The sequence below is a fragment of the Kordiimonas pumila genome (assembly GCF_015240255.1).
GTDB classification, from domain to species: domain Bacteria; phylum Pseudomonadota; class Alphaproteobacteria; order Sphingomonadales; family Kordiimonadaceae; genus Kordiimonas; species Kordiimonas pumila.
In genome coordinates, this window is the sequence record NZ_CP061205.1 from 2,603,143 (window position 1) to 2,619,229 (window position 16,087).

The following is a 16,087-nucleotide window of genomic DNA, read 5'->3' on the forward strand; positions in this document are numbered from 1 at the left end:
GGCTATCATGAGTTTTTTTAAATCAAAAAACGATACCCTTGGAATGTCATCCCCTATTACACGGCGGGATTTTGTTAATGGTACACTAGCCGGCGCTGGTGCAGCATTGATGGGCCGACACGCGTATGCTGTAGCCATAAGGGAAACACCGTATGCTCCCTCCGGCTCATCCTGGACAGGATACGGCGGCATTGGTGATTATAGCTGGGCTAATGGAAACACTGAAGCTGTAGTAACTGCCGCACACGGTATTCGCGATCAGCTTTACCCTAACACCACAGAAAACTCGGCTGATGAAAGCTTTGACCTCATTATCGTGGGTGGTGGTTTCTCTGGCATGACCGCAGCTTACGAATTCAACAAACGGGCTAACCATGGGCAAACCTGCCTTCTGTTGGAAAACCATCCTGTAATAGGAGGTGAGGCTAAACAGAATGAATTTATTGTTGATGGCAAGCGACTAACTGCACCACAAGGATCAAATGGGGGAATTGTCCTCAAAGATACCTTTATAAAGGGCAGCTATGACGGCGACACCTATAACGTATATACTGATTATTACCGAGAGCTAGGCATACCAACACACTTTGATTTGGAACAGTTATCTGGCGGGGCCGAGCGATATAATATCCCCAATTATCACTTTGCCCCTATGGCACCCGGATCAGAAAGCTACTACGAAACCGGCTATCATTTTTTAGGCCACGGCTGGGTTAAAAACCCAGTAAATGCCCAATTTAAAAATACTCCTTGGCCAAGCAATGTTCAAAAGGAAATGGACGATTTTGTAAACAATCGACGGGGCATAGTATCAGGCACTGATAACGTAGATTCGTGGCTTGATTCGGTTTATTATACTGACCTGCTTGATAAGCTGGGCTACGGCTCTCAGGTCAGGCAATATATTGACCCCTATATGGCTGTTGCAAACTTCGGCGTGTGCGGGAATGCGATTTCTGCCTATGCCGCAAAACGCCTGGGGCTACCGGGCACAATGCGAAACGACGAGAGAGAAAGCTCTGCAGATATTGGGGTTGTGTCTTTCCCTGGTGGCAATGCTGCAATCTTGCGTATGATGCTGGCACGCATGATCCCTAATGCTATCAACGGCAATGGCTCTGTAACTGAAACATTATCCGCCGCTATCAACTTTAATATGCTGGACCGAGCTGGTGCACCACTGCGCCTCCGCCTTGGCTCAACAGCAGTTAATGTCAGTCATGAAGGTGACCCCAGCTCTGCAGACTATGTGATTGTTACCTATGTACGTGATGGTGTAATTCGTAAGGCGCGCGCCAAATCCGTAATTATGGCTTCTGGCGGATGGGTTAACCGTAACATCGTGACCGACCTATCAGAGACATTCTATAGTGCATATAGCGAATTTCATCATGGCCCTGTTCTAACGGCAAATGTTGCCTTAAGGAATTGGCGCTTTTTTGACAAACTTGGTATTACAGCAGCACGGTGGTTTGAAGGTCTTGGGTGGCATGTATCACTTCGCCGCAATGTGGTCTTTGAAAACACACAGCCATTGACACCTGATGATCCTATTATCCTTACGTTTTATATTCCCTTCCTCAGCCCTGATTTACCACCTTCAGCGCAAGGCCCGGCGGCACGGGCAACTATGTTCGCTAAGTCATACGCTGAAATTGAACATCAGATACGCTTAAAAATGACAGAACTGTTTAGTGTTGCAGGGTTTGATGCACGCCACGATATAGCAGGTATTATCTTAAACCGGTGGGGTCATGCCTTTTGCGCACCCCAGCCAGGTTTCTTTTTGGGAAAAACAAACCATAAAGCCCCACATGAGGTGCTACGCCAACCACACGGGCGTATTATCTTTGCACATTCTGAACTCCACGGGTTAATGAGCATGGCACATGCTATGACAGAGGGACACCGAGGCGCCTTGCAAGCTATGGCAATGCTTTAACCTCATTAACTCCTATAATCCCACTAAATGCTAGAGTTTTTGCTTACAAAATCAGGATACCTCAGTTAAAAGACTGCCAAACGTAATCAATAAAAAGAGTGTAAGCATTATGGCAGCAAGCATAAAACCTGTTCATGTTATCGGTGGCGGTCTCGCAGGTTCTGAAGCAGCATGGCAACTGGCTAACCGTGAAGTGCCTGTTATTCTGCATGAAATGCGACCGGTTGTGAAAACTGATGCACACCACAGCGAAAACATGGCTGAAATGGTTTGCTCCAACAGTTTCAGGTCTGATGACGCAGAAAATAACGCTGTTGGGTTATTACATGAAGAAATGCGGCGCATGAATTCACTGATTATGGCAGCAGCAGAGCGACACAAAGTACCCGCAGGCTCTGCCCTTGCTGTTGACCGGGACGCTTTCTCTGAAGATGTAACAAAACAGCTTGAAGACCACCAGAATATCACCATAGAACGCGGTGAAATTAACGGAATTCCACCAGCAGATTGGGATAATGTAATTGTTGCAACAGGACCCCTCACATCACCTGCCTTATCAAAAGCTGTTCTTGATCTCTGCGGCGAAGACAGCCTTGCTTTTTTTGATGCAATTGCCCCTATCATATACAAAGACAGCATCAATTTTGATACCGCATGGTACCAAAGTCGCTATGATAAAGGCGACGGCGCTGATTATATCAATTTGCCAATGAACAAAGCACAGTATGAAGAATTTATTCATGATCTTAATACTGGTGAAAAAACGAACTTTAAAGAATGGGAAGGAAATACACCTTACTTTGAAGGCTGTATGCCCATTGAAGTAATGGCAGAACGAGGCCCAGAAACGCTTCGCTTTGGCCCCATGAAGCCCGTTGGGCTGCAAAGCCCTCACACAACCGACAAAGCCTATGCTGTTGTCCAGCTACGCCAAGATAACAAACTAGGCACGCTTTACAATATCGTTGGTTTTCAAACAAAACTTAAATACGCGGAGCAAATACGTATTTTCAAAAAAATACCTGGGCTTGAGAATGCAGAATTTGCAAGACTTGGCGGCCTGCACCGTAATACTTTTATTAATAGCCCGCTGGTACTAGACGGCCTAATGCGCATGAAAGCAGATACACGTCTCAGGTTTGCTGGCCAGATTACAGGTGTTGAGGGGTATGTTGAAAGTGCTGCAATGGGTTTGATAACCGGCATTTTTTCGGCAGCTGAACGGCTGGGTGCTACACCAACACCGCCACCAGCCACAACAGCCTTTGGTGCCCTCCTAAGCCACATTACAGGCGGGGCAGATGCAAAAACATTTCAGCCTATGAATGTTAATTTTGGTCTATTTCCGGCTCTTGAAGGTAAAGTTTATAAAAAAGAGCGTAAACCAGCGATGAGCAAACGTGCACTAGCCGATATTGATGCATGGAAAGCATCTTTAGCATTCTAGAAATATGAGCCGTTTCTTTTATTAGAAGCGGCTTTTAACTTTTAGGGTTTGGCGTATCGGCATTATCATTTTTAGCTGCTGTTTTGGCATCATAATCAGCGATCGCTGCCTCAACAATGCTAAGTGAGGCGCAGCCTTCTGGGCATAGCTTCACCAGTTTATCAAGGTTATCTTTGGCGCGGTCAGTCATATCACGCTTGATAAAGGCAACAGCTTGTCCTTCAAGGGCAGATGTATCATCGGGTTCAATTTCAAGGGCTTGTCTATAATACTTCAAGCCTTTGCCAACACTGCCCAATATTTCATGAGTCCGCGCCAAACCAACCAAGGCATCAACATTTGATGGATTAGCAACAAGTGCACGCTCATATAGCACCATTGCATCATCTGACTTTTCTTCTACTTGCGCTGCTTCTGCTGAAACAACAAGCTGTTTCGAGATTGCCTGAAACTTTGGGCTGGTTTCTGCAAGCGCGACTGAAGAAAGGGCTATAGCAAAACCAGAAACTAAAATTACTTTTGAAAACATAATCAACCTCTACTGTATACTGCGATTTTAAACCAAAAAAGATTAATTGTCTCTAACCTTCTTCACGTTGAAATATTGCAATATAAAAACCATCCGTTTCGTGTTGTGCTGGTGTTAGCTGTAATGTTTCAGGAATAAGGGCTGCTGTGGCAGGTATTCTATCGCTCAGGTCCGTTTCACGCCAGACAGTACGATAATCTAGAAGTTTCCAACCGAAGCATGATTGTCCCTCAAGAAACTGCTTAACGATATCTTCATTCTCCTGCGGCAGCATAGAGCATGTCATATAGATTAGGCGGCCACCAGCTTTTACAAGGTTAGCGCCTTCCAACAGCAAAGAGCGTTGCATCTCGGTAATTTCCGCTAACGTATCAGAATTAAAACGCCAACGCTGATCCGGGCTTCTACGCCATGTGCCAGTGCCTGTGCACGGTGAATCAATAAACACACGGTCACTTGCACCTTTATACTGCGCCAACATATCATCACGCTGAACACGGTCTTCAGGTAGTAAACATGTGGTTATATTTGAATGACCTCCCCTTACAGCACGCTTTTTTGCCTCGGCAAGCCGGTGCTCTGATATGTCACACGCGATGATTTTACCGCTATTGTTCATGATGCTGGAAACAGTGAGACTTTTACCGCCCGCACCAGCGCATAAATCAATGATTTTCATACCTGGCTGAGGCGCGATTAAAGCAGAAGCAATTTGTGCAGCTTCATCTTGAACTTCTATTTGACCCTTTTTATAGGTATCATGTGCCCCTAAATTTAAAGGCGTTTTAACGCGAACACCAACCGAAGAAAAATTTGTTTTTTCAATACATTGTACAGATTCTTTAAACTGATAAATTATATTCATTGATGCCTTTAAAGTATTCACCCTTATGTCAAAAAAGGCCGGCATGTTCATGGCAAGCATTTCAGTAGAAATACTACTTGGAAAGCGCTTCAATAAGCCATGTAGTGCCCATATTGGTGTATTGAGTGTTGCTTCCATTGGAGCTTTAGACCAATCAAGGTCTAATGATTTATGAACAAGTTCGGCTTCAACTTCATCTAAAACCTCGGGAGAATACTGTGACGACCCGTCAAGAAGCTCCATGAGGTCAGGATAATACCGCGTTAAAAAAAGGAGAGGTAAAAGCCGCTCCGTTTCTTGCACAACAAGTTGGCTTTGAGCCCATACTAAAAGCTCACGGCAGCGTAAATACTCGTAAATATAAGCTGTAATTGCTTTGCGATCTTTTGAACCAGCATAGCGCCTGCTTCTAAAATACTGATTAACCAGTAAATCTGCAGGTCTAGCCCGGCAAGCTATGCTACGCTCAATTTCACAAGCTAATTCAATAAAGGCAGCAAGGCGCGCACCGGGCAGCATAAAATCTACTTACCCGGATAATTTGGTGATTCCCGAGTGATACTAACATCATGCACATGACTTTCACTTAAACCACTATTGGTGATTCTAATAAACTCTGCATTGGTCCGCATCTCATCAATAGTCACATTACCTGTATAGCCCATACTAGCACGGAGACCGCCTACGAGTTGGTGCAGAACATTACTCGCGTGTCCCTTATAAGGCACCTGCCCTTCAACACCCTCAGGCACGAGCTTAAGCGCATCTTTAACATCATCCTGAAAATACCTGTCCGCAGAACCACGGGCCATAGCGCCCACAGACCCCATACCACGATAAGCCTTATAAGACCTGCCTTGATATAAAAATACTTCGCCCGGCGCCTCTTCAGTACCCGCGAGCAGTGAACCTACCATACAAGCACTAGCCCCAGCCGCGATTGCCTTTGCAACATCACCAGATGTTCTAAGGCCACCATCAGCAATAATTGGTATACCGTGTTTATTAGCAGCTTTCGCTACATCGTGCACGGCTGTAAGCTGTGGCACACCAACACCAGCAACAATACGCGTGGTACAAATAGACCCGGGCCCGATACCCACCTTGATGCCGTCAGCACCGGCATCAATCAGTGCTTCGGCGGCAGCCGCTGTTGCCACATTACCGGCAACCAACTGCACATGACCCCATTGCTTTTTAATTTTAGCAACTTGCTCGATAACACGTGCCGAGTGCCCGTGTGCTGTATCCAATACCAGCAGGTCGCACTCAGCGTTAATAAGCGCACCAGCGCGCTCAAAGCCTTTATCCCCAACCGTGATAGCCGCTGCAACACGAAGACGGCCTTGTGCATCTTTACAGGCATTCGGATTAGTTACGGCCTTTTCCATATCTTTAACAGTGATAAGACCAACACAGAGATACTGGTCATTAACAACAATCAATTTTTCAATACGATGTTGGTGAAAAAGCCTTTTTGCTTCTTCACTGGACACACCTTCTCGCACAGTCACAACATCACGGGTCATTAACTCGGAAACGGGCTGATCCATTTTTGTTGCAAAGCGCACATCTCGGTGCGTCACAATACCAACCAGCTTTTTAGGCCCACTGTTGTTTGATCTCTCAACAATTGGAATACCTGATATTTTATGCCCGGCCATCAAAGCAATTGCATCTGCAAGTGTTTGATCTGGGTACATTGTTACAGGGTTTACAACCATTCCAGATTCGTATTTTTTGACCTGACGAACCATTGCGGCTTGTTCATCATCTGTCATATTACGGTGCAGAACTCCAATACCGCCAGCCTGCGCCATAGCAATAGCCATGGGAGATTCTGTAACAGTATCCATAGCAGCGGATAATAAAGGCATATTCAGTGAAATTTCTTTAGTAATACGCGTACGCACATCAACTTGTGCAGGCATTACATCACTGGCAGCGGGTACAAGGAGAACATCATCAAAAGTAAGGCCGAGGCGAATATCCATTTTCTTTCCTGCTCAAAAATCTGACGCTTGCGCGCTGGCAATAATCTACTGCATTGCCGTTCAGGGGTTGGATGTTCGCCGTTCAATAACGTGAAGTTATTACAAAGACAATCTTAATCTTCTTAATACAGAAAACAATTTTAGTTAACTGTCGGCTTTTTCGTCTCTGAGCCCCTTAAATCCTTGGGCCACAACAAACCATTCCTTTGAACCAGCCCTGCTTGAAGGTGGCTTTGCATGTTTTACAGTTTTAAAATGATACTGCATACGCCTCATAAGATGGTTATCAGCGCCACCCGCCAAAACCTTTGCTGCAAAAGCACCTCCTGGGGCCAATACTTTTATCGCAAAATCAAGCGCAGCTTCACAAAGTGCCATCGTACGCACCTGATCAGTTTGCCTATGCCCAGTTGAAGAGTTTGCCATATCGGAAAGCACAAGGTCTGCAGCGCCATCAAGGGCTGCCATCAGTTTTTCTTCCGCATCAATATCCAGAAAATCCATAACCCAGATATTAGCACCTGCCACAGGCTCCACTTCCTGTAGGTCAATTCCAATAATCTGGCTTTTGCTTGACAACCGCTCAGCAAGAACCTGTGTCCAGCCGCCTGGGGCGCACCCCAAGTCAACAACCCTATGAACATTTTGCAGCAAGTTATAACGGTCGACTAGCTCAATGAGCTTGAAAGCTGCACGTGAGCGATAACCTAGCCGTTTAGCCTCTGCCACATATGGGTCGTTTAACTGACGTTGCAGCCAGCGCGTGGAAGATGTTTTTCTACCGCGCGCGGTTTTAACCCTAACCTTTGCACCACGCGCCCGGCTTTTAGGATCGGCAGTATTGTTCCACCCCTTGTCTTTGGTCATTTAGGGGTTCCTTTATGGTTTTGTTTATGGGGAGCGTAGACATTTCGTTGTTTCTTTTTGTCGCTATTTTGTACAGGCATTGTCTCAATCTGCATCATGCCACGTAAAATACCTTCTCGAATACCGCGATCCGCTACGCGGAGGCTTGGCACACGCCACATGCCTAGTATTGCCTCTAGAATAGCGCAACCAGCAACGACCAAATCAGCCCTTTCCTGACCAATGCTGGCAAGGGCTGCTCTTTCTCCGTAACTCATGCCCGCAACACTGTGTGAAAGTGCGGCTATATCTGATGACTTCATCCATGCACCGTCAACCTTATCCCGGTTATAGCGTGGTAATTTCATATGCAGGCTTGCAAGGGTTGTTACCGTGCCTGACGTGCCTAATAACTGTGTTTTGCGGCGATTAACTGTAGTGGAAATTTTGTGCGCTTGTTCGAACGCCGTTAAATGTCCTTTAACGGCACCAACCATTTCCCGGTATTTTTCTGTTGGCAAAATATAATCACTATCAATATTACTGGGCGTAAATTTTTCTGATAAGTTTACAACACCCCACGGTATCGACATCCAGCCAGCTATTTCAGTTGCTCTACCTGGGTGCATTTTTACCCAAATTAACTCAGTACTGCCACCACCAATATCAAAAACCAAAGCATTATGGTTTCCTGGCGCAATCAGTGACTGACAGCCCATCACTGCAAGCCGAGCTTCTTCTCTCGCTGAAATAACATCAATATTAAGGCCGGTCTCTTCTTTCACACGCAGAATAAATTCGTCGCAATTATCCGCAACCCTACAGGCTTCCGTTGCAACATGACGCATGCAGGTAACATTACGGCGGTTAATTTTTTCTGCACAGACCTTCAAGGCCTCAATCGTGCGTGACATCGCCGCTTCAGACAGCATGTTAGTATGTGACAAGCCTTCACCAAGCCGAACAACGCGGGAAAATGCATCGACAATCCTAAACCCATGCCGTGTTGGCCGAGCAATCAAAAGTCTGCAATTATTAGTACCCAGATCAATAGCGCTATATACGCCTCGATCAAAAATAGTGTCATAGCGCTGTATAGGGCGGCTTGGTTTCGGCGAGCTTTCCTCGCCAGGCTGGCGAGATGATTTTAACGAGCTAGAATCCACCCCAGATCGGCGAGTTCGCCGTCTGGCACGTTGTTGTTTCTTCCCAGTACCATTCGTTTTTTCAGTACTATTGGGCTTTTCAGTGCTCTTGGGCTTTTCAGTGTTATCACTGGCTATATTTTCACCCAATTGCACATTTGGAGGGCTACATTGCCCAGAATCCAATGGCATACTCTATCTCATTATTATGTTTTTATCGCAGTTTAACTGCTCACTTACCCCTTTCTTACCACCATCTATGTGCGATAGGCAAATAAATGTATCAAAACTGCCATATTTGAAAATGTTCTTATTATGTTCTTGACATGGCGGCGCAGTCGAAATAGAACATACCAAGAACATATGGAGATATTGCTATGACAGTTGAACATATTGCCGCGCTTACCATGTTTATCCTTATAGGAGCAGCAGGGCTTGCACTTCTGCAAGATGCTTTTATGTGTCTCTACAGCCAATTCCGAAAGGCACCTCGTGCCCATAGACAGCCTAGCATCACTGATACTGCGCACATTTCATACCGAGCATTGAATATCAAATAGCGACAAACAAATCGTGGTGATACGGCGTATGCACACTGCGTACGCCAATGAAAATTCATAAAAACTTATCGTGTAGTCATTCACACCGCGTGCACTATCCCAACGAAAAGGCTTCCCATAGCATTCAACAATGGACCAAATACATAAACGGAACCAATCGCAGTGCTTCTCATGATAAAGAGGCGGATATCTTCTCACGCAGGGGTCAAGGGGGGGGTCTGCTATCTTCAATCAGCTAAAACGAAAGGCGCGGCGAACAAGCTAAAAGCTGATGCACCGCGCCTAATCCGAGCTTCCCCCCAGGAATGCGCTCGGCCCCTATGATTTGAATGGCTGCCATATAAAAGGCGCCGGGATAACCAACCTCCCCAAGCTGGATAACCCATCTTACCAAGGGATAAGCATGGGACTAAATTTATCGTTTAGTGTCAAGATCCGATAAACATAAAATTGTCGCTTTTTTATAAAGTGTGTATTGAAAAGCACTTTTTTGTCTGTTTCTTGAATATAGAGGCAACTGAACGGGCTAAAAACAGCACTGCCTGTTATCCAATTGGCTCACCCTGATATTCAGAAACCCTACAATATTGTTCTGCAGCATTTTGACGAATTCTGCCACACAGTGATATGGCTTCCTGTTCTGTAATCAGCGGGCCAGCTATTAATCGCATAAATGTTCCTATACCTTCCTGACTTTGGGTATAAATAAGCGGTGTTAGCCCCTCAAGGTCATTTCCGAAAGCTTGCTCAAGACCTGCCCACCCCGATGCAACCTGATCCTGTGACCTATATGATGCCAGATGAATACCAAAAAACGTTTGCTGTGTAGCCGGCGTATTATTGTTCACCGGTGTACCAGCTTCTGCATTAGGGCTGACTGTAGCACCGGTAATTGCTGTTCCCGTAGGCGCCGCTTCATTGATCATAGAGCTAATGTTGTCAGTTGCCTCAACTGAAAATACCCTATTTTCAAGTTTTTTCATTTGTTGACGCACAGTTGCTATGTCTCCGCTCACCCTTTTCATGTAAGAGGCTACTTCAGGGTCTTTTTGAACTTTGGAGACATGGTCCTGTAGAGTTGCCATTTTTTGTTCTTGCAATCTCATACTTTGTACCAGTTCAACATACAGCCGTTCAAGCGCGTCAAATCGGTCTTTCAATTCTCGGTGATTATCACTGACCGTGTATACATCACGTTCAAGCACTTCTTGTCTGGCTTCTACTATAATATCATCACCCTGCCAAAGTTTTGGCTGAGAAGAACAAGCAGCCAACAATGATGCTGATAAGGTATAAACTGCAAGTCTACCTATATAGTTTTGCCGGTTCTTACGGGCATTTTTTGCACCCAACATGACTTTACCTTTCCAATGATGCCAAAACATGAATAATAACAATTAGTTATGTTTCGGCCAAACCACAGGGTTAAAATATGATTTTAGAAATGCAAAGAAGGTGCCAAGCGCGCAAGCTTATAAATTTTACCGTTTTTTACTAGCAAGTCGCTTTTTAAAAGCCCAGTAGGTTAAAGGCATGGAAACAATGTAAAGCATACCTATAAGCATGAACACAATCCATGTACGCACAAATAGTCCAGCTATAATGATTCCTATCACCAACATAACCGGGACGAACCATTCTTTTGGTACTCGAAGCGCTTTCAAGGAAATAGTTGGTATAGTAGACACCATTAACAGGGCAATACAGACAGAATAAAAGCTGATGAGAAGTCCGTTCGAGCTTGCAGTACCATCGCCAACACCAAACTCTATCATCATAGGCATTAAAAGAAGCCCTGCTCCCATTGGAGCTGGTACGCCCGTTAAAAAGCCGAACCGCTTACGTGGGTCAGAAGCATCGTCAATTTTAGCGTTAAATCTTGCCAGTCTTAAAGCCATAGCAATAGCGTAAATCAAAGCAACTGCCCAACCAAGCCTATCCAAATCATGCAAAACCCATAGATACAGGATAACGGCAGGGGCAACTCCAAAAGCCACAACATCAGATAAAGAATCCAGTTCTGCCCCAAACTTACTCGTGCTTTTAAGAAGCCTTGCCACAGTGCCATCTAAACCATCAAATATGCCAGCGAGAATGACCGCAGCCACAGACCACTCCCACTTGCCTGACAAGGCAAACTTAATGGAAGTTAGCCCTGCCATAAAAGCAAATAACGTAACAACATTCGGCAAAATTGTCCGAATAGATATTGATTTAAAGAGCAAGGCTTTTTTAGGTTCGCGCACAAGACTACCCTTGTTGATATTTTATCGAGCGATAATTGTTTCGCCGCCAATCATGGTTTGGCCTACTTTTACTGCGGCCACTTGCTTGTCATCAAGATAAATATCTGTTCGGCTACCAAAGCGGATCAATCCAAAACGCGCACCGCGCTCTACAGCCTGGCCTGTTTCAAGGTCACATAAGATTCTGCGCGCTACAAGGCCAGCTACCTGGGCAAAAGCAATGTCATTTCCGTCAACCGTAGTCATACGGATCAATTGCCTTTCATTTTCTTCGCTCGCTTCTGTTGCTGCTGCATTTAAATATTTGCCCGGCACATAAGCTGTTTTAGTAATCACCCCAGCGGCAGGCAGTCGGTTCACGTGCACATTAAAAACCGAAAGAAAAATAGAAATACGTGTACGCGGCGCGTTACCCATATCAAGTTCTGCAGGTGGTATTGCCTGCACAATAGCACACACTGTGCCATCGGCCGGGCTTACAAGAACAGCTTCATCATCTGGAATAAACCGTTCAGGATCGCGGAAAAAATACAGGCACCAAGCTGACAATAACAATCCAACCCAGCCTAAAGGCTCCCATACAAAAAACAACACCATTGAGATAACAAAAAAGATAGCCACAAAAATATGACCCTCTTTATGGATGGGAGTAAGAACAGCGTCTGTCGCTTTCATGAAGCACCTATTTTCTTGTGTAAATTTACCGCACACTGGCGATTTGCAATGCTGGCGTCAAGATTTATAAACAGTTAAACTGGATTCCTAGGTACATCACTCCCACAAAACCTTTTAATTATCTTCTTACTCTTTAAAATTTTAGACACTTTTTTAACTCTTGTTTAAATACAATTAGCCATGCTGTAGATAAACGCATAATGATGTGCTGTTATTTTCATAGTTATCAGGCATAAGAAATATGAAACTTGCACGAAAACTGGATCAAATTCAGCAACATCTTCACTCTCTTGACGCACAAAACTTCGATGCCATAAACTTTGAATGGGCCGGTATAAAATTTTCAGCAACATCCTCAAAAGACAGGTCTGGTACATATATTGTTGAGGTTAACGCCGTTCTGGGCCGGCTTTATTTCACAGCAGAAGCTCCAGAAAAACGAGCACAGGCGTTGCAGCAGTTTTTCATAATAAACCGAACATGTGATGGCAGCTACAAAATGGACCAAAACGGAACAATATATTACCGTAATTTAACGAGCACGGCAGATCATCAAACAGGGTTAAACCTTACAAACTGCTTGACCCTTATTTTACTTGAATCCAAAAAGCACTTATATCAATTGCGCAGCCTTTTAAAGCCTACACAGTAGACTTATTTTTTCTTTGGAAGCTCAAACATTTGCCCCGGATATATAAGGTCTGGATCTTTTATCTGCTCACTATTTTCTTTAAAAATTAACGTATAGCGAACCCCTGAGCCATATAGTTGCCTTGCAATCTGCCAAAGGGTATTGCCTGGGCGAACAAACACCCCTCCTTTCGCCATTGACAAATCAATTGGTTCTCCAGTTTCAAAAGGTTGCTCTATTCGTAACTGGACCTTGCCATCACCAATGGTTTGATCAAGCCGAGCTACATGAGAGCCCGTTGTAAGTTCCTGGTCTTCCGACAAGCTAACAGACCAGCGACCAGCATCATCTGCACGGCTAGAACCTATAAAAACATCATCCAGATAAACCCTTACCTCAACTCTGGGAAGTGATCGGCCTGTAAACACTGGTACGCCACCTTCACCAAAATCAACTGTATCAAGGCTAAGGCTTTCTCCTACCTCGGCATAAGCGGCAACACCGGGTTTTTGGAGCACAGTACTGCCCCCTTGACCGTCTTTTGGTGTAAGCACAGCTACAACACCATTTTGTTCTCTAGCAAGGAAACGATCGCTTTCACGTTCAGGTACAGAAACAACAACCACGTTGTCAGCCTCTATTACCGTATCACTGTCGCTGGCTTTAGCTTTAAGATTTAACTCTACAGAACCAGCTTCTAGTGGTTCTTCAAGAATCATAACCCATTCACCGTTTTTATCAGCAGTCACTTCAGCAATTTTTTTACCATTCGCAAAAAGTTCTACATGCGCCCCCGGTGACATACGTCCTGCGATAACACCAGTGCCACCTCTTGATATACGCACCAGATCAAAAGCTGGCGTGCCAGATTTTTCTTGATCCTGATTGAAATTATCAACCGCCTCTGTGGTCTCATTGCTTTCTGTTTGAGACAAAGGCATATCTTCTTTAAAGCCCGACCATAAAGCCAAAGCTATAATCAAAGTGGCAACAATTATTGTGCCTATAAGAATTTTAGGGCGCATAATAATACTGTAACTTTCTTTCTGCCCATAGTACCCCGTTACTCGGCTCTAACAAAGCCTTAACAATCAAGATGATATATTTAAATAGATTTTATCTAAATCATGTCAAAACTTTGTCATTTAGCTTTATAACTGGATTTATATTGTGAAAAAAAGCTCTATACCACTCCCTTCCGCAATTCAATCAGTCTGTGTCTATTGCGGCTCTCGCATGGGAAATAAGCCTGAGTATAAAATTTTGGCTTCAAAAATAGGTGAACTTATTGCACAGGAGAATATGCAGTTGGTTTATGGTGCAGGCAGCATTGGCCTAATGGGTGTTGTTGCCCGAGCAGCACGTGATGCTGGTGCACCTGTAATAGGCATTATTCCACAGCATTTGGATGCGGTTGAAATCACGCAAGATGGCCTCTCGGAGCTTCATATCACTGATAATATGCATGAACGCAAAAAGATGATGTTTGATCGATCAGATGCGTTCATTGTATTGCCTGGCGGCCTTGGTACACTGGATGAAACCATGGAGATGATGACATGGGCGCAGCTTAGCTTGCATAAAAAACCTATTGTTCTTGTTAATCACAACGGTTTTTGGTCACCGTTAATCGAATTGATCAAGCATGTTGTAGAAGATGGCTTTGCATCAGAAGAACACGGAAAACTCATCACCGTTGTTGAAACAGGCGAAGAAGCAATAGATTTTTTATGTGGGCGTCAACACATCACTTCTCAACCAGAACAATAAAAGACTTTAAAAGGTATGAATTTTGATAAAACAGTATTATTCTCTGAGAAACACAGACTTTCTGTACCTTTATACTTCAACTCTTACGATCTTGATGCTAGTGTGCGCCCAATTTTAGCCACTCTAAAGATCGGCTAATATAAGCCCTTCCGGCAACCAGTTACTTTGAGGGACCCTATGAGTAAAATAAAAGTAAAAAATCCAGTAGTTGAGATCGACGGTGACGAGATGACACGGATCATTTGGCAATGGATTCGTGAACGATTAATTCAACCGTATCTTGATATCGACCTGCTATATTATGATCTATCAGTCACAAAACGCGACGAAACAGATGACCAAATAACAATTGATTCAGCTAATGCGATCAAAGAACACGGTGTAGGCGTTAAATGTGCCACCATCACACCTGATGAGCAACGCGTTGAAGAATTTGACCTCAAGAAAATGTGGCGCAGCCCGAACGGCACAATTCGCAACATCCTAGGTGGTACCGTTTTCCGTGAACCTATCATCATGAAAAACGTCCCTCGCTTGGTTCCAGGCTGGACAAAGCCAATCGTTATTGGCCGTCATGCTTTTGGTGACCAGTACCGTGCGACTGACTTTCTTGTTCCTGGCGCAGGTAAACTTACAATGCGCTTTGATCCCGCTGACGGCGGAGAAGCCATTGAACGGGAAGTTTACGAATTTGCTGAATCTGGTGTCGCTATGGGCATGTATAACGTTGATGAAAGTATCAAGGATTTTGCCCGCGCCAGTATGAATTATGGCCTTGCTCGGAAATATCCAGTTTATTTATCGACTAAAAATACAATTTTAAAAGCATATGATGGCCGCTTTAAAGATCTGTTTCAGGAAATTTTTGAAACAGAATTTGAACAACAGTTCAAAGATGCCGGCATTTTATATGAACACCGCCTGATTGATGACATGGTCGCCTGCGCCATGAAATGGGCTGGTGGTTTTGTTTGGGCCTGTAAAAACTATGATGGCGATGTACAGTCTGACACAGTTGCCCAAGGCTTTGGTTCCCTCGGCCTAATGACATCAGTGTTGATGACCCCAGACGGTAAAACTGTTGAATCAGAAGCTGCACACGGTACCGTAACACGTCACTACCGTCAGCATCAGCAAGGTAAAGAAACATCAACAAATCCAATTGCTTCTATCTTTGCATGGACACGCGGCCTTAAATATCGCGGTCAAATGGATAATACGCCGGAAGTTGTTGCTTTTGCTGAAGCTGTTGAAAAAGTGTGTATTCAAACAGTGGAAACCGGATCAATGACCAAAGACTTGGCTCTGCTTATTGGCCCAAGCCAAAGCTGGATGACAACGGCTCAATTCTTTGACAAAGTTGATGAAAATCTCAAAGCGGCCTTAGGTTAGAGAACCAATAAAACAATAAGAAAAAGGCTGCTTTATGCAGCCTTT

15 protein-coding genes are annotated in these 16,087 nt (G+C 44.5%); 6 read left to right on the top strand and 9 right to left on the bottom strand.

Annotated elements, in window-relative coordinates; genetic code table 11:
- Positions 1–7: 7 nt before the first annotated feature.
- On the top strand, positions 8–1,942 hold the full coding sequence (locus ICL80_RS11425; RefSeq protein WP_194212365.1) for an NAD(P)-binding protein: 1,935 nt from the start codon (positions 8–10) through the stop codon (positions 1,940–1,942).
- Positions 1,943–2,051: 109 nt separating this feature from the next.
- Complete coding sequence (gene trmFO / locus ICL80_RS11430; RefSeq protein WP_194212367.1) at positions 2,052–3,389, top strand: methylenetetrahydrofolate--tRNA-(uracil(54)-C(5))-methyltransferase (FADH(2)-oxidizing) TrmFO; 1,338 nt, start codon at positions 2,052–2,054, stop codon at positions 3,387–3,389.
- A gap of 34 nt (positions 3,390–3,423) precedes the next feature.
- Here the strand turns inward: trmFO and ICL80_RS11435 are convergent, their stop codons facing one another.
- The 5 genes from ICL80_RS11435 to ICL80_RS11455 form a co-directional block, all read right to left on the bottom strand.
- Positions 3,424–3,918: a tetratricopeptide repeat protein gene (locus tag ICL80_RS11435; protein WP_194212369.1), complete on the bottom strand. Its 495-nt coding sequence runs from the start codon at positions 3,916–3,918 to the stop codon at positions 3,424–3,426.
- A gap of 52 nt (positions 3,919–3,970) precedes the next feature.
- On the bottom strand, positions 3,971–5,302 hold the full coding sequence (locus ICL80_RS11440; protein WP_194212371.1) for an RsmB/NOP family class I SAM-dependent RNA methyltransferase: 1,332 nt from the start codon (positions 5,300–5,302) through the stop codon (positions 3,971–3,973).
- 5 nt (positions 5,303–5,307) lie between these two features.
- On the bottom strand, positions 5,308–6,777 hold the full coding sequence (gene guaB, locus ICL80_RS11445) for an IMP dehydrogenase (RefSeq protein WP_194212372.1): 1,470 nt from the start codon (positions 6,775–6,777) through the stop codon (positions 5,308–5,310).
- A 144-nt stretch (positions 6,778–6,921) separates the two neighbouring features.
- Positions 6,922–7,644, bottom strand: a complete 723-nt coding sequence (locus tag ICL80_RS11450) for an RlmE family RNA methyltransferase (RefSeq protein ID WP_194212375.1) — start codon at positions 7,642–7,644, stop codon at positions 6,922–6,924.
- Complete coding sequence (locus tag ICL80_RS11455; protein ID WP_194212377.1) at positions 7,641–8,960, bottom strand: Ppx/GppA phosphatase family protein; 1,320 nt, start codon at positions 8,958–8,960, stop codon at positions 7,641–7,643. The genes ICL80_RS11450 and ICL80_RS11455 overlap by 4 nt, the downstream gene beginning before the upstream one ends.
- A gap of 185 nt (positions 8,961–9,145) precedes the next feature.
- On the opposite strand from ICL80_RS11455, the gene ICL80_RS11460 reads away from it, so the two are divergent.
- Positions 9,146–9,328, top strand: a complete 183-nt coding sequence (locus tag ICL80_RS11460) for a hypothetical protein (RefSeq protein WP_194212379.1) — start codon at positions 9,146–9,148, stop codon at positions 9,326–9,328.
- A gap of 545 nt (positions 9,329–9,873) precedes the next feature.
- On the opposite strand, the gene ICL80_RS11465 is transcribed toward ICL80_RS11460, so the two are convergent.
- From ICL80_RS11465 to ICL80_RS11475, 3 genes are all read right to left on the bottom strand, one after another.
- The gene (locus ICL80_RS11465) at positions 9,874–10,683 is read right to left on the bottom strand and encodes a kinetochore Spc7 family protein (protein WP_194212381.1); all 810 of its coding nucleotides are present in this window, start codon (positions 10,681–10,683) and stop codon (positions 9,874–9,876) included.
- A gap of 126 nt (positions 10,684–10,809) precedes the next feature.
- Positions 10,810–11,574, bottom strand: a complete 765-nt coding sequence (gene pssA / locus ICL80_RS11470; protein WP_228073439.1) for a CDP-diacylglycerol--serine O-phosphatidyltransferase — start codon at positions 11,572–11,574, stop codon at positions 10,810–10,812.
- Positions 11,575–11,595: 21 nt separating this feature from the next.
- Positions 11,596–12,249 (bottom strand): phosphatidylserine decarboxylase, encoded by a 654-nt coding sequence (locus ICL80_RS11475; RefSeq protein WP_194212383.1) that lies wholly within the window; start codon positions 12,247–12,249, stop codon positions 11,596–11,598.
- A 241-nt stretch (positions 12,250–12,490) separates the two neighbouring features.
- Between ICL80_RS11475 and ICL80_RS11480 the strand changes: the two genes are divergently transcribed.
- Positions 12,491–12,901: a hypothetical protein gene (locus tag ICL80_RS11480; RefSeq protein WP_194212385.1), complete on the top strand. Its 411-nt coding sequence runs from the start codon at positions 12,491–12,493 to the stop codon at positions 12,899–12,901.
- 2 nt (positions 12,902–12,903) lie between these two features.
- Here ICL80_RS11480 and ICL80_RS11485 read toward each other — a convergent pair whose 3' ends face one another.
- Positions 12,904–13,815, bottom strand: coding sequence for a LysM peptidoglycan-binding domain-containing protein (locus ICL80_RS11485; protein ID WP_228073441.1), 912 nt, complete (start codon positions 13,813–13,815; stop codon positions 12,904–12,906).
- Between the two features lie 235 nt (positions 13,816–14,050).
- Between ICL80_RS11485 and ICL80_RS11490 the strand changes: the two genes are divergently transcribed.
- Both ICL80_RS11490 and ICL80_RS11495 read left to right on the top strand, forming a co-directional pair.
- On the top strand, positions 14,051–14,650 hold the full coding sequence (locus tag ICL80_RS11490) for an LOG family protein (RefSeq protein ID WP_228073443.1): 600 nt from the start codon (positions 14,051–14,053) through the stop codon (positions 14,648–14,650).
- Between the two features lie 177 nt (positions 14,651–14,827).
- Positions 14,828–16,042: an NADP-dependent isocitrate dehydrogenase gene (locus ICL80_RS11495; protein ID WP_194212389.1), complete on the top strand. Its 1,215-nt coding sequence runs from the start codon at positions 14,828–14,830 to the stop codon at positions 16,040–16,042.
- Positions 16,043–16,087: the final 45 nt, after the last annotated feature.

Excerpts from the sequence above, each read along its gene's own strand:
- ICL80_RS11425 (WP_194212365.1), top strand. The coding sequence starts at position 8 with ATGAGTTTTTTTAAATCAAAAAACGATACCCTTGGAATGTCATCCCCT.
- trmFO (WP_194212367.1), top strand. The coding sequence starts at position 2,052 with ATGGCAGCAAGCATAAAACCTGTTCATGTTATCGGTGGCGGTCTCGCA.
- ICL80_RS11435 (WP_194212369.1), bottom strand. The coding sequence starts at position 3,918 with ATGTTTTCAAAAGTAATTTTAGTTTCTGGTTTTGCTATAGCCCTTTCT.
- ICL80_RS11440 (WP_194212371.1), bottom strand. The coding sequence starts at position 5,302 with ATGCTGCCCGGTGCGCGCCTTGCTGCCTTTATTGAATTAGCTTGTGAA.
- guaB (WP_194212372.1), bottom strand. The coding sequence starts at position 6,777 with ATGGATATTCGCCTCGGCCTTACTTTTGATGATGTTCTCCTTGTACCC.
- ICL80_RS11450 (WP_194212375.1), bottom strand. The coding sequence starts at position 7,644 with ATGACCAAAGACAAGGGGTGGAACAATACTGCCGATCCTAAAAGCCGG.
- ICL80_RS11455 (WP_194212377.1), bottom strand. The coding sequence starts at position 8,960 with ATGCCATTGGATTCTGGGCAATGTAGCCCTCCAAATGTGCAATTGGGT.
- ICL80_RS11460 (WP_194212379.1), top strand. The coding sequence starts at position 9,146 with ATGACAGTTGAACATATTGCCGCGCTTACCATGTTTATCCTTATAGGA.
- ICL80_RS11465 (WP_194212381.1), bottom strand. The coding sequence starts at position 10,683 with ATGTTGGGTGCAAAAAATGCCCGTAAGAACCGGCAAAACTATATAGGT.
- ICL80_RS11475 (WP_194212383.1), bottom strand. The coding sequence starts at position 12,249 with ATGAAAGCGACAGACGCTGTTCTTACTCCCATCCATAAAGAGGGTCAT.
- ICL80_RS11480 (WP_194212385.1), top strand. The coding sequence starts at position 12,491 with ATGAAACTTGCACGAAAACTGGATCAAATTCAGCAACATCTTCACTCT.
- ICL80_RS11495 (WP_194212389.1), top strand. The coding sequence starts at position 14,828 with ATGAGTAAAATAAAAGTAAAAAATCCAGTAGTTGAGATCGACGGTGAC.